Genomic DNA, 14,537 nt, shown 5'->3' with positions numbered 1-14,537 from the left:
CCACAATAATGAATTAATATAATAATAAATATACTATGTTAAATCCAGATTATCAATTGATGTTAATAGCGTGGCTTGGAGTTGCGCTATGGGTAGGGTTTGTTATTTTCTCCAACCGGAAAATTCACCCTAAAGCCCTTTTTACCCTTTTTATGGTGGAACTATGGGAACGCTTCAGCTACTATGGTATGCGGGCACTCCTTATCCTTTATATGACTGCGAACTTAATTGATGGCGGGTTCCAGTTTGATGATGCAAAAGCTTTCGGAATTTACGGAGCTTATGGGGCATTAGTTTACCTCACGCCAATACTTGGCGGATACTTTGCTGATAAACTTATTGGTTTTCGCAAAGCAATTGTCATCGGGGCTTTGTTAATGGCAGCGGGACAATTTACTTTGTTTATGAATAATCAAACTACTTTCTTCATCGGGTTAGCTTTACTTGTGGTAGGAAACGGTTTCTTCAAACCGAATATCTCTTCAATGATTGGTCGTTTTTATGCTGACGGAGACAAAAGACGTGACGGAGCCTTCACTTTATTTTATATGGGAATCAATATGGGTGCATTCTTAGCTCCTTTAACTTGTGGTGCTATTGGGGAGAATGAAGGTTGGCAATATGGATTCTTAACAGCCGGTATTGGAATGTTATTGGGATACATTATATTCTTCTTCGCCAGCAGAACAAGTGTTTTTGAGAATGTAGGATTAACTCCTGATGAAAAACCAACTAAAAATGTTGTAAGTTTCGTTCCCAATAGTGTGCTTCCTTATGCTACTATTGTAGTTCTAATTATAATTTCGTGGATTTTAATTCAATATAATGATGTTGTAGATGTTTTATTAGCGAGTTTAGCTGCTATTATCATCGGGTATTTATTATATCAAGCAAGTAAAATGGAAGTGGTTGCCAAACAACGTATTTGGGTTGTGGTGTTATTACTTTTGTTTACGACTATATTTTGGACATTCTTCGAGTTGGCAGGTTCAGCACTTAACTTATTTACAGCACGTAATGTACATAAAGAAATTTTTGGTACAGAAATTAAAACAACTTTCTTCCAATCATTCAATCCATTGTTTATAATGCTTTTTGCTCCCATTTTCTCTTGGATATGGATAAAACTATCTAATTTGAATAAAGAGCCAGCAGCTCCATACAAATTTGGAACAGGATTGCTATTGCTTGGGCTTGGTTTCTTAGTGCTTAAATTCGGTGGTAGCTACGCTAAATTAGGAATGGTACCTGCTATATTTATGGTTTTCTTATATTTATTACACACTCTTGGGGAACTAACGCTTTCACCAGTAGGTTTGTCATTAGTAACGAAACTTTCACCTAAACATATGGTGGCTTTTATGATGGGAATTTGGTTTTTGTCTTCATCGATTGCACATCAAGGAGGAAAACACATCTCTAAACTTACTACAGTAAACGAAAAAACAATAGTTGAAAGTAGTGCATTCCAAAATTCGGATATTGACCAAGATTTAAAGGCAGTTTTATCTGAGAATAAATTTAAAACAAAACTTGAAGACCAATCTGTTGAAGCTATTTTAGTGTCAGATGATTTTATAAATGAAATTAACAAAAGAAATCCTCAAAAACAATATGCTAAGTCAGTAGTTGCAATCAAAGAGGCACTAGAAGAGGCTGAAAACTACAGCGGTATGAAAAAACAAAAGATGATTAAATCTGCCTCACAAGAGTTTTTATCCTTCAAAGGAAGTGAGGTGAATACAGAAGTTGCTACTTTTGCTGACTACGAGAGCTTAGTTGAAAAATCTCCTGAAATGGCAATTGTTAACGTCATCAAAGGGGAGTCTCTTAATAAAGGACTTTCTGTATTCACAATGTTAGGCTTTATTGCCATCGGTTGTGGTATAGTGTTATTCCTAATGGGTCCATTCATTACTCGTTGGATGCACGGCGTGAAATAAGAATTAGAAATATGTTTCAATAAAAGGGTTGTTTTAATAACAACCCTTTTATTATATCACAATTGGAAGATGGTTTATAAAAGGCGAAGAAAAATACAATTAAATTTCAAATCTACAATTAGACACTTTTATACACAATTAGAATAAAGAATTATTTTATTACATTAATATAACCTCTCCTTAAATTTATGGTTGTATTGTAAATCATAATAAATTCAAATTAAATTGCTCTAACCTCTGAGAAATAACAAAACTCAAAAAGCCTATAAATAAAAAAACATCTTCCATTATGGAAGATGTTTTTTTATTTAATAAGAATATTCAAATATTATTTAAACACAACTCTAAATCCAAGATTATGACGAATTCCATTAGGTGGACGATTGCTTCGGTTTGTAGCGCGATTGGTATTAGGAGTACAGAAAGCACTAGCTCCTCGTCTCACACGATTTGTTCCTGTAGTTGCTCCTATTGGATCTGTTTGTGGTGTTATAGGGTACCTTCCATACAGATCCGCTGTCCATTCCCAAACATTACCACTCATATCATATATTCCTAATTCATTTGGTTTTTTAGTTCCAACTTCATGAAGTCTTCCTCTTGAATTATTTAAATACCAAGCGACTTCTCCAATATTATTACTTCCTGAATAAGTATACCCTTTACTTTTGTTTCCTCCACGAGCTGCATACTCCCACTGTGCTTCGGTAGGAAGACTTCCACCGACCCACTCTGCATAGGCTTTTGCTCCATGCCAGGTAACAAACACGACTGGATAATTTTCTCTACCAGCTCTAGCTTTGAAACTATTTCCTTCTTTAACAATATCTTTCCCTTTATACCATATTGCACCATTCTCTCTTTGATTACCTCTATCAGTCAAAAACTTAGCATATTGAGTATTTGTAATTTCATATTTGCTTATTTTAAAACTACTCAAAGTTACTGTATGTAAGATTTCATCTCCTTCTCCTCTTGAAGGTGTACCCATTTGAAAAGTTCCACCTTCAACAAAAGCTAACTCACCCAAATCTTTTCCGTTAGAAGTTGGTGGAACAACAGGAGCTGGAGCCACTACCTTTACACTCAAAACAGCAGGGTTGTCTACACCATTTGAAATTGTTATATTTGTCTTCCCAGACTTAATACCCTTAACAATCAACACATTCCCTGAAATATTTGCTGTTACTACTCCAGTATTTCCAGAAACTGCAACATAATTACCACTTCCCGAGCTAATCACCACATTTCTAGTGACACCTACCTTTATTTCTGTAGTCGTTTGAGCTAATTTTATGTTATTTTTTGCAGATACACTTACATTAATAACTACTACTTTACCCGTAATTTTATCTTTAACAGTAACCTTTATTGATCCAATAGCCTTACCTGTGATAACTACTTTATTACCACTAATAGAAGCAGTAGCAACTGCAATACCACTTGATATTGCTTCGTAACTACCGCTACCTGTCAAAATGTTTATATTTGTAGTCTCTGTTGCTCTTAATGTAGCAGACAAAGATGATAAGGTAATGTTTGCCACAGTCACCACCACTCTTACTTCTGCGACTTTTCCTGTTTTACCATCTTTCACGAGGATTTGTGTTGTTCCTTGAGAAGCTCCTCTAATGACCACTTTTCCACCAGAGATAGATGCTGTTGCCACATTTGAATTAGCTGAAGAAATAGTATATTCCCCACTACCAGAACTAATTACCACGTCTTGATTATTTTTACCTCTTTCAATAGTAACTTCTCTTCTTGAAAGAGATATATCTGCAATAACAATAATCTTAACGTCGGCAGATCTGCCTGTTTTTACATCGGTCACACTGATTGTAGTAGTTCCTGCTTTTCCTGTTTTAATTGTAAGTTTATTCGCGGAAAAAGTCGCCTTGGCAATTGCCTCATCACTACTCTTTATAGTATAGTGACCACTTCCCATAACAGACAAAACCTCTTCTCCACTTGACTTTATTAGCAATTCCGACTTGCTCAAAGCCAATTTGTCTACTACGGAAATTTTTACCTGAACGGTTTTATTTGATTCTTTATCTTTAATAGTTAAAGTTGTTGAACCAATAGCTACCGCAGATATTGTTATTTTTGAACCAGAAATACTAGCCTTTGCAATATTTGTATTTGTAACAGTTAGCTCATAAGCACCATTTCCTGTCTTAACATTCAAAATTCCAGACTCTTTTGGTGCTACACTAATCTCTGGTTTATCAAGTGAAAGATCTTCTAAAGCCCTATGTATAGTTACTTTTACTCCCATTTTTTGCCCAGTAACTTTATCCTCCACACTAACTGTTGTTTCACCTTTATTAATTCCTGTTAGTGTCACTTCAGTCTCTGTTTTCGAGACCTTTACAACGTTTTCCTGAGCACTCATCACGTCATACTCTCCACTACCAGAGGTAATCTTGAAAGTTACCTTCTCCCCTACTCTAAGTGAGCCTTTTTCTGTACTCAACTTAAGGTCATCATACTCAATCCCTTTCACACAATTTGTGCTTGTGACTAATGCAAAAAAAGCCACAAAATAAGTAATAATTTTTCTCATGCTAAAATTTAAAATTTAATTAAACTATTATTTTCTCTCTAGATTTTGGGGGCAAAATTAAATCATTATATTTATTCTGCAAACAAAAAAGGAAAAACTTAACATTAAATTTAAATAAAAATTTATTTTAAAATACTAAAACAAAGCTAATTACAGAAAACCAAATAATGATTTTTCCGCAACTTTTTTACACTTATAATAAATATTTTTCAACAAACAGAAACATACTCAAAAATACTAAAAACACTTAGGATTTTATTTTATAAATCTTCAAATAACAATTTGGCTTATGTACTACATTATAACATTTCCTCTACTCAAAAAATTTTTGTTTTATTTAAGAGAAAAAATGGTTACCTTTGTCGGGTCGAACCAATAATTTAAGATTAATGAAAATAAAATCTACACTAACCTATTTAGTAATAGCTCTGCTTATTATTTCTTGTGAGAGTAAAAAAGAAATCTCAAAAGCTGATTTTCAAATCATTCCAATACCAAGACAAATCAATAATGATAAAGAAGGGCATTTTATACTAAGCAACTCCACCAAAATTATCTACCCTGAGAGCAATGAAATTCTGAAAAAAAATGCAACTTTTCTATCAGAATACATTGAAAAACAAACAGGAATCGCTCTTACCATTACCTCTAAAATTGAAAACACAGAAAATACTATTCAACTAAGAACAGGTGAATCTTCTGAAAATAAAGAATCTTATCAGCTCACTGTAAACGAGAAAGGCATCATTATTGAAGGAGCAAGTGAAGCTGGTGTTTTTTATGGAATTCAAACGTTACGAAAGGCAATACCTGTAAAAAAAGTTAAAGAGATTGAAATTGACTTTATATCTATCTCAGATGCTCCCCGTTTTGGGTATCGTGGGGCTCATTTGGATGTAGCTCGTCATTTTTTCCCGTTGGATTCTATCAAAATTTTCGTGGATATAATGGCTTTGCACAATATGAATACTTTTCATTGGCATCTAACAGATGACCAAGGTTGGCGAGTAGAAAGCAAAAAATATCCAGAACTCACTCAAATTGGTTCAAAACGTAAAGAAACTGTAATTGGCAGAAATTCTGGTAAGTATGATGGAAAACCTTACGAAGGATTTTATACTCAAGAAGAACTTAAAGAAATTGTAGCCTACGCAAAAGAACGACATATTACTGTAATTCCTGAAATTGACCTACCTGGGCATATGCAAGCCGTTTTGGCTACGTATCCTGAGCTGGGCTGTACAGGAGGTCCGTATGAAGTTTGGACGCAATGGGGAGTTTCTGACGACGTACTTTGTGCTGGAAATCAAAAAGTTTACAAATTCATTGAAGATATTTTAAATGAAGTTGCTGATATTTTCCCTTCAGAATACATTCATATTGGTGGCGATGAAAGCCCCAAAGTTCGTTGGGAAAAATGCCCTAAATGTCAGTTAAAAATCAAGGAATTAGGCATCAAAAAGGACGATAAACACACCGCTGAAGAATATCTGCAAAGTCACGTTATTTCATTTGCTGAGCGAGTTTTAGCTAAAAGAGGAAGAAAAATCATCGGTTGGGACGAAATTCTGGAAGGAGGCATTGCTCCGAATGCTACTGTGATGTCGTGGAGAGGTATTGAGGGAGGAACTTTCGCCGCACAAACGGGACACGATGCCATTATGACACCAATGTCTTTCCTTTATTTTGATTACTATCAATCAAAAGACACTGAAAATGAACCTCTTGCTATTGGAGGATATATTCCTGTGGAAAGAGCATACAGCTTCGAGCCTATCCCTGATGCACTCACTCCTGAGCAAAGAAAACACATCTTAGGCGTACAGGCTAACATCTGGACAGAATACATAAAAACTTTCAAACAAGTACAATATATGGCTCTGCCTCGATATGCAGCCTTAGCCGAAGTACAATGGACACAACCCGAAAAGAAAAACTATCCTGATTTCTTACAACGTGTGGTTTCACTCATTAAAATCTACGAATTGTACGGATACAATTACGCTACGCATATCTTTGATTTAAAGGCAGATATTACTGCTTTAGAAAAGGAAGGAGCCATTGAAGTTGCCTTTGCTACCGTTGATAACGCCGCCGTTTATTACACTTTGGACGGAAGTGAGCCTTCCGAAAAATCAGAAAAATATACTGAGCCTATCAAAATTAGAAAGGATGCACAATTACGTGCCATTGGAATTCGAGAAAGCGGAAAAACGCGTGTTTTTTCTGAAGATTTCAAATTTAATAAAGCCACAGCAAGAGCTATTGATATGAAAACTGAAATTTATCCTTCCTACAAGTTCGGCGGAGCTTCTACTTTGGTGGACGGCTGTGTAGGAGACCAAAATTTCAGAACTGGACGTTGGATTGCCTTCTCAGGAAACGATTTGGAAGCCGTAATTGATTTGGTAGATGCCACTGAAATTTCAAAAGTAGCTTTCAATGCGAATGTTATTACAGGCGATTGGATTTACGACGCTCGTAGTTTTTACGTAGCTATATCTGATGACGGAAAAAATTTTCAGGAAGTAGCCTCTGAAACCTATCCACAGGAAGCAGAAGGACACAAAAGCGAAATTCGTACACATTCTTTGTCGTTCGACCCAACAAAGACACGTTATGTAAAAATAAAAATCGCTTCGGAACAAAGCATTCCCAATTGGCACACACAAGCCAAAGGAAAATTAGGGTTTTTATTTATTGATGAAATTATTATTGAGTAGGTCAAACTTAACTTATTAAATTTAAATCACACAGGTTTTCAGAAAAATCTGTGTGATGTTTTCAATTTAGAGATTTAGAATTCTATGAAAGCACTCATTATCATTGATGTACAAAACGACTTTATGCCAACAGGAGCGTTACCCGTAGCTGAAGGCGATAAAATTATACCTTTTATAAATAAAGAAATGCAATCTGGTTATGATTTTGTTATAGCGACTCAGGATTGGCATCCACAAAATCACCAAAGTTTTGCTTCTAACCATAAGGGTAAAAATCTATTTGATACTATTGATTTAAAAGGAGTTAATCAAATTCTTTGGCCTGAACATTGCGTTCAAGGTACATTCGGAGCTGATTTGCACGAGGATTTAGATAAATGCCCTATAACCGCTATTTTCCGAAAAGGAATGAATCCTGAAATAGATAGCTATAGTGCTTTTTTTGATAACAATAAACTCAATAATACTGGACTTCACGGCTTCCTGAAAGACAAAAATGTTACAGAACTTACTTTCTGTGGATTAGCAGGAGATTTTTGTGTAGCATATAGCGTAAATGACGCTCTTTCTTTGGGTTATAAAGTTCGCTTATTAAAGGATGGCATTCGTTCCATAAGTCCAAAAGAATATGAAAGATACGTTTCCGAATGGGGAATTGAACAATTATAGATTTTTTCAAAAACACACAATATGAGATTTTTTTTGTCGTTTCTATTCTTTGCATTTTTTCTCATTTCTTGTGAAACTATCTTCTTCTCTCCAAAGGAAGGCTTTGTTACACGTTTTGAAATTTCAAACGGAACAGAAAGTGCTACCTACGAAGAAGTTATAGATTTTTACAAAAGTTTATCAAAAGAATATAGCTCTGTTAACCTAAAAACAATGGGGCAAACGGATAGCGGTTTGCCTTTACATATTGTAACGTATAGTGCTGATGCTGAGTTTAACTTTGCAAAACTTCAGAAAGAAAAAACTATTGTTTTAATCAACAATGGCATTCATCCTGGAGAGACTGATGGAATTGATGCTACAATGCTTTTATTCAGAAATTTAGCTGAAAAACAAATAAAAGTACCTGAAAATGTGGTTATTGTAGCTATCCCTGTGTACAATATTGGTGGAGCCTTAAATCGAAACTCAACTTCACGTGTGAATCAAAATGGACCCAAAGAATATGGCTTTAGAGGAAATGCAAAAAATTTGGATTTAAATCGTGATTTTATTAAAAATGATTCTGAAAATGCACTTTCTTTTGCAAAAATATTTCATTTGGTACAACCTGACGTATTTATTGATAATCACGTAACAAACGGTGCTGATTATCAGCATATTTTGACGTATGGAATTTCCCAACCTGACAAATCAGGCTCATTTGTAGGAACTTATATGCGTGATACATTAATTCCTCGTTTATCCGATTCACTTGTAAAACAACAAAATGAATTCAAAAATGATTCCTTGCCAAAACCTTTTTGGCATTTAATTCCGTATGTGAATGTTTGGAACAAACCTCCTGATGCTGAGGGATATAGTAGCGGAGTTGATTCTCCCCGCTATTCGACGGGATATGTAAATTTGTGGAATTGTATGGGGATTTTGATCGAAACTCATATGCTGAAACCTTACAAACAAAGAGTTGAAGCCAATTATGAAATGATGAAAAGCCTTCTTGACATCTTAAATTCTGATTCTAAGAATATTAAACAATTAAGAATTCAGCAATTTGAAGAAGATTTAGCTAAAACCGATTTTCCCATTCGATGGAAATTAGATAGCACAAAAGTTTCAAAAATCTTATTTCACGGTTACAAAGCTGATACTCTGATTAGTGACGTAACAGGCCTACCTAGGCTAAAATACAATAGAGAAAAACCTTTCATTAAAGAAATCCCATATTATGAATATTTCATAGCTGAAAAAAGTGTAAAAACTCCCAAAGCCTATATAATTCCAAAAGTTTGGAACAATGTAATTGATCGACTGAAAATCAATAAAGTAAATTTAAAAGAAGTTCAGAAAGACTCTTTAATGTACGTTAATTACTACCGAATTGAAAGTTACAATACAACAGAAAAACCTTTTGAAGGACATTATTTGCATTTCAACACAGAAGTTTCAAAACACAAAGATAGTATCGAAATTAAAAAGGGTGATTGGATTGTGGAAGTAAATCAATCTGCAAAAAGATATTTGATAGAAGTCCTTGAACCTGAATCTGTTGATTCTTTCTTCAATTGGAATTTCTTTGACACTATTTTACAACAGAAAGAACACTTTTCTCCATACGTTTTTGAAGAAATAGCTTTGGAATTTTTAAATAATAATCCCCATTTAAAAGATTCTTTGGAGATTATGAAAAAGAAAGATAAAGCTTTTGCTAATGATAGTTACGAACAACTCAATTGGATTTACAGACAAACCCCTCATTATGAAAAGCAACATTTAAGATATCCAATTTATATTCTGGAATAAATGCCTTTTGAGAACTTGAAATCGTTCTAACTTTCTAATTTTTTTATTAATTGATTTTAAGCCTTTTGCATATAAAAAAATCGGATTCATTGTAATGAATCCGATTTTTTTATTATAATCTTATTCCTTTTCGGTAATTTTATAACGCTACACGTTTAAATCCAGTGATTTCAACACCTTTTGATTTTACGTACTCAGATACTTTTTTAGACTCGTCAGAGATGTAAACTTGGTCTAATAATGCTTTCTCTTGGTCTAAAGTTGTATTATCACTAATGAATCTTTGCAACTTACCAGGAAGAATTTTATTCCAAATTTGCTCTGGTTTTCCTTCCGCTTTTAGTTCTGCTTTTGCATCTTCCTCAGCTTGTTTTAACACTTCTTCTGTCAATTGAGCGTAAGAAACGTATTTAGGAACATTTTTGAGTGGTTTGCCCAAACGTGCTAATTCTTCGTTCTCTTTTTCAATGATTGCGATACGAGCTTCAGTTTCTTTAGCAAGGTAATCAGCAGAAAAATCTTTATTTGAGAGAACTTCAGCCCCCATTGCAGCAATTTGCATCGCCAAGTTTTTAGAAACGTCACCAGCATCTGAAATACTTGCAGACAAGCCTACCAAAGAAGCAATTTTGTTCCCGTGGTGAATGTAAGACCCTACGAAAGGTGCATCTAATTTTTCGAATGAACCCACCTCTATTTTCTCTCCGATTACTCCTGTTTGTTCAGTTAGTTTCTCCGTAACTGTAATTCCTTTATAATCAGAAGCCAATAATTCTTCTTTTGAGTTTACAGACAAAGCTATTTCTGCTAAATCTTTTGCTAAAGCTACAAAAGCCTCATTTTTAGCAACAAAATCCGTTTCGCAGTTCAAAGAAACAATAGCTCCTTTTGTGTTGTCAGCATTTACTTTTGCAATAACAGCACCCTCGCTTGAGTCGCGGTCAGCTCTTTTTGCAGCTACTTTTTGCCCTTTTTTACGTAGAATTTCAATAGCTTTATCAAAATCTCCTTCTGCTTCAATCAAAGCAGCTTTGCAGTCCATCATACCAGCACCCGTTGCCTGTCTTAATTTGTTTACTTCTGCAGCTGTAATATTTGCCATAGTATTTAATCGTTTTTAAATGAATTAACTTATTTTTTTAAAAAAAACAAAGTAACTATGTTCCAAAGGCATTTCACTTTGCAAACATAATTACTTCATTATTCTGTTTGATGTTTTGTTGAAAGTTTAGTTTTTATTTAAAGCTAAACAATCTCAAACAATTCAAATAATTATTCAGCAGTTTCTGCCTCTTTGTTTTCTTTATCAGACGTTTTTCCTGAAAGTCCTTCGTTGATAGCTTCTGTTACATACGTAAGAACTTTTTCTATTGATTTTGAAGCGTCATCATTTGCTGGGATAACGTAGTCCACCTCACGAGGGTCTGAATTTGTATCCACCATTGCAAAAATAGGAATGTTTAATTTTTGAGCTTCTTTTACAGCAATGTGCTCACGCATTGTATCAACCACAAACAAAGCCCCTGGAAGGCGTGACATATCAGCAATAGAACCTAAGTTTTTCTCAAGTTTCTCTCTTAAACGCTCAATTTGTAGTTTTTCTCTTTTTGAAAGGGTTTCAAATGTTCCATCTTTCTTCATTTTATCAATAGAAGACATTTTTTTCACCGCTTTACGGATAGTAACAAAGTTTGTTAACATACCTCCTGGCCATCTTTCAGTAATGTAAGGCATCTTAACAGAAGTTGCTTTTTCAGCAACTACATCCTTTGCTTGTTTTTTAGTAGCAACAAAAAGAATTTTTTTTCCTGAAGCTGCGATTTTTCTCAAAGCCTCGCTTGCTTCTTCAATTTTTGCTGCTGTTTTGTATAGGTTTATAACGTGAATTCCGTTACGTTCCATATAGATATACGGAGCCATATTTGGATTCCACTTTCTAGTCAAGTGTCCAAAATGAACACCAGCATCTAGCAGTTCTTTAATTTCTATGTTATTTGCCATTTTTTCTAGTAGTTTACGTTCCGTTGATTTAGCAATGCTGAAGAGGAAACAACTGTTTGCCAACAACATTTGGATGCTAAACTAAATTCCTTCTGAAAAAGGAACAACGACAACAATGTTTTTATTTCCTTTAATCGTACTGATAACGTATTAACGTTTAGAGAATTGGAATCTCTTACGGGCTTTCTTCTGACCGAATTTTTTACGTTCAACCATACGTGGGTCTCTCGTTAGTAATCCTTCAGGTTTTAATGTAGCTCTGTTTTCAGCGTCAATCTCACAAAGAGCTCTTGAAATCGCCAAACGGATTGCTTCAGCTTGTCCTGTAATTCCTCCACCATACACGTTTACTTTCACATCGTAAGCATCTTCTGTCCCCAACAACAAAAATGGTTGTTTCACTTTGTATTGAAGAGCTGAAGTGGTAAAGTAATCATTTAATTCTCTCTTGTTTACACTGATAGTTCCGTTACCTGGTTTTAAGTAAATACGTGCAACGGCAGTTTTTCTTCTACCAATTTTGTGAATTACTTCCATTATTTCAAATCGTTTAAGTTAATGGCAGTAGGTTGTTGAGCTTCGTGTTTGTGCTCTTTACCTACATACACTTTCAAATTACGCAAAATCGCCGCACCCAATTTGTTTTTAGGCAACATACCTTTAACCGCTTTTTCGATTAAACGCTCAGGGTGTTTTACTAAGACGTCCTTAGCTATTTGTACTCTCTGCCCTCCTGGGTAGCCTGTGTAACGAAGGTATTCTTTGTCGTTCCACTTATTACCCGTCAAGTTGATTTTCTCTGCATTGATAACAATAACGTTATCCCCGCAATCAACGTGTGGCGTAAATTCAGGTTTGTACTTGCCACGTAGCAACTTAGCCACTTTTGAAGCAAGACGACCTAATGTCTGTCCTTCAGCATCTACCAAAACCCACTTTTTATTAGCGGTGTTTTTGTTCACTGAAATTGTTTTGTAGCTTAATGTATCCACATTACTCGTTTTAAAAATTAAACATTCCTTTTCTATATCTTTCAAGCACACAAGTACTTGAAATTGGGGTGCAAAATTACAACTATTTGTGTAATATGCAAATTTTTATCAACTATATTTCATCCAAACATTTGATACTTCATTTTGGAAATCACAATGTACGATATTTTTCCAACAGAAATTCTGCAATGAATTTTTCTTTTTATAAGAAATTATTCAACTAAAATTTTTTATATACTTCTACTTGCTAAATATTTTATTTTCATCTAAAGCCTTTTGCAATAATACATCAAAAGCCTCTCCCATACTATCAGAAGCTCTTTTCACGGTGTTTTCAATTACTTTTCGGATTTGTTGTTCACTTACTTTTGCCTGTAGCCAACTTTTTGCTGAAGTATGAGTGTTCAATACAAATGGCATTATTCTATCCACTGCACAAGCAAAAATAGCATCTGGCGTTTGCTCTGCCTCAAATTCTTCCCACAAATTCAAAAACTCACTACGAAGAGGTTCGTCTAAAATCCCAAAAATACGTGTTGCAGAAGCCAGTTCCCTTTCATATTTACCTACCATTGCTTGTTCATCAAAAATAAACGTATCTCCTGCATCAATTTCCACCACGTCGTGAATAGACAACATTCTAATAACTCTAAGTAAATCAATCTGTTCTCTATTTTTAGCATAGGGATATAAAATCTGAGCAAAAACCATTATTTGCCAACTATGTTCAGCTGAATTTTCTCTACGAGAATCATCTAGAATATAATTTCTTCGTTGTATGTTTTTTAAAGCATCAAGTGCTAAAATGAATTGTATTTCTTTTTCTAACTTCATTACATTTACCAATTATCAAAGTACAAAATGTATTTTCGGGTGGCAAATTTATGGATATTTTCCTCTCATAAGCAAATTGATTATCTTCAAAATGAAGAATCTAATTAAAATACAGATTTTGCCAGTGAGGATTTTTTTACTACTTTTGCCAATGTTTTAGTTAAATGTTATTTAGTCAATTCGCTTTGCTTGAACTAATAAGCTAAAAAACTCACTAAATAACATAATTTTTTTAGTATGAAACACATTGCTGCCGTTGGAGGATATTTCATTATGCTCTACAATATATTTCGGAAAAGAACTCGTTGGTCAATTATGAAGGATTTAATTCTTCGAGAAATTGATGGTTTGATTTTCAGTTCTATTGGTATTGTTGCCTTTATTTCTTTCTTCGTTGGAGGGGTTGTTTCTGTTCAAACAGCTTTAAATATTGATAATCCTTTTATTCCAAAATATTTAATTGGGTTTGCTACACGTCAATCCATTATTTTGGAATTCGCCCCTACGTTTGTTGCGATTATTCTGGCAGGGAAAGTGGGGTCTTTCATAACTTCAAGTATAGGAACAATGCGTGTTACTGAACAAATTGATGCACTTGATATGATGGGTATCAACTCCTTGAATTACTTGGTTTTCCCTAAAATAATTGCCCTTTTATTACTTCCATTTCTGATAGCAATGGGAATGTATTTAGGAATATTAGGAGGTTGGACATCAGCAGTGGTTAGCGGATACACCACTTCAAGTGAATTTATACAAGGCGTTCAGCTTGATTTTAAAGTATATAGCTTAGTTTATGCTTTTACCAAAACGATTGTTTTTGCATTCTTTCTGGCAACAATTCCTGCATATCACGGATATTTTATGAGAGGAGGGGCTTTGGACGTTGGAAAAGCAAGTACCACTTCTTTCGTTTGGACAAGTATTGTGATAATTCTTTCTAATTCAGTAATAACACAACTATTTTACGCTTAATTTTCTTTTAAAAAAGAAGAAAACAACA

Annotated in this window: 11 protein-coding genes; 5 read left to right on the top strand and 6 right to left on the bottom strand. The window is 34.4% G+C overall.

The annotated features are described in order from the left end of the window. The first annotated feature begins 35 nt into the window (after positions 1–35). Entirely contained in the window at positions 36–1,943 is a 1,908-nt protein-coding gene (locus YW9_RS0108255) for a peptide MFS transporter (protein ID WP_018279708.1), read from the top strand. Between the two features lie 328 nt (positions 1,944–2,271). On the opposite strand, the gene YW9_RS13140 is transcribed toward YW9_RS0108255, so the two are convergent. Continuing rightward, positions 2,272–4,512, bottom strand: a complete 2,241-nt coding sequence (locus YW9_RS13140) for an SUMF1/EgtB/PvdO family nonheme iron enzyme (RefSeq protein WP_018279707.1) — start codon at positions 4,510–4,512, stop codon at positions 2,272–2,274. A gap of 389 nt (positions 4,513–4,901) precedes the next feature. Here YW9_RS13140 and YW9_RS0108245 point away from each other — a divergent pair, with 389 nt between their 5' ends. From YW9_RS0108245 to YW9_RS0108235, 3 genes are all read left to right on the top strand, one after another. Continuing rightward, on the top strand, positions 4,902–7,235 hold the full coding sequence (locus YW9_RS0108245) for a glycoside hydrolase family 20 protein (RefSeq protein ID WP_018279706.1): 2,334 nt from the start codon (positions 4,902–4,904) through the stop codon (positions 7,233–7,235). An 84-nt stretch (positions 7,236–7,319) separates the two neighbouring features. Continuing rightward, positions 7,320–7,904 carry a bifunctional nicotinamidase/pyrazinamidase gene (gene pncA / locus YW9_RS0108240; RefSeq protein ID WP_018279705.1) on the top strand — a complete coding sequence of 195 codons (585 nt, stop codon included), beginning with the start codon at positions 7,320–7,322 and terminating at the stop codon, positions 7,902–7,904. Positions 7,905–7,925: 21 nt separating this feature from the next. Beyond that, the gene (locus YW9_RS0108235) at positions 7,926–9,707 is read left to right on the top strand and encodes a M14 family metallopeptidase (RefSeq protein ID WP_018279704.1); all 1,782 of its coding nucleotides are present in this window, start codon (positions 7,926–7,928) and stop codon (positions 9,705–9,707) included. A 139-nt stretch (positions 9,708–9,846) separates the two neighbouring features. Here the strand turns inward: YW9_RS0108235 and tsf are convergent, their stop codons facing one another. The 5 genes from tsf to YW9_RS0108210 all read right to left on the bottom strand — a co-directional run bounded on the left by tsf (position 9,847) and on the right by YW9_RS0108210 (position 13,534). Further along, entirely contained in the window at positions 9,847–10,809 is a 963-nt protein-coding gene (gene tsf, locus YW9_RS0108230) for a translation elongation factor Ts (RefSeq protein ID WP_018279703.1), read from the bottom strand. Between the two features lie 170 nt (positions 10,810–10,979). After that, positions 10,980–11,708 (bottom strand): 30S ribosomal protein S2, encoded by a 729-nt coding sequence (gene rpsB, locus YW9_RS0108225; protein WP_026193917.1) that lies wholly within the window; start codon positions 11,706–11,708, stop codon positions 10,980–10,982. 150 nt (positions 11,709–11,858) lie between these two features. Then, positions 11,859–12,245 carry a 30S ribosomal protein S9 gene (gene rpsI / locus YW9_RS0108220; protein ID WP_018279701.1) on the bottom strand — a complete coding sequence of 129 codons (387 nt, stop codon included), beginning with the start codon at positions 12,243–12,245 and terminating at the stop codon, positions 11,859–11,861. Next, positions 12,245–12,700 (bottom strand): 50S ribosomal protein L13, encoded by a 456-nt coding sequence (gene rplM, locus YW9_RS0108215; protein WP_026193916.1) that lies wholly within the window; start codon positions 12,698–12,700, stop codon positions 12,245–12,247. The genes rpsI and rplM overlap by 1 nt, the downstream gene beginning before the upstream one ends. 240 nt (positions 12,701–12,940) lie before the next feature. After that, the gene (locus YW9_RS0108210) at positions 12,941–13,534 is read right to left on the bottom strand and encodes an HD domain-containing protein (protein WP_018279699.1); all 594 of its coding nucleotides are present in this window, start codon (positions 13,532–13,534) and stop codon (positions 12,941–12,943) included. Positions 13,535–13,771: 237 nt separating this feature from the next. Between YW9_RS0108210 and YW9_RS0108205 the strand changes: the two genes are divergently transcribed. Further along, entirely contained in the window at positions 13,772–14,509 is a 738-nt protein-coding gene (locus YW9_RS0108205; protein ID WP_018279698.1) for an MlaE family ABC transporter permease, read from the top strand. Positions 14,510–14,537 lie beyond the last annotated feature (28 nt).

Origin of the sequence: Capnocytophaga cynodegmi DSM 19736 (genome assembly GCF_000379185.1) — a bacterium.
Lineage (GTDB): Bacteria > Bacteroidota > Bacteroidia > Flavobacteriales > Flavobacteriaceae > Capnocytophaga > Capnocytophaga cynodegmi.
This window is presented reverse-complemented; position numbering and strand designations above follow the sequence as displayed.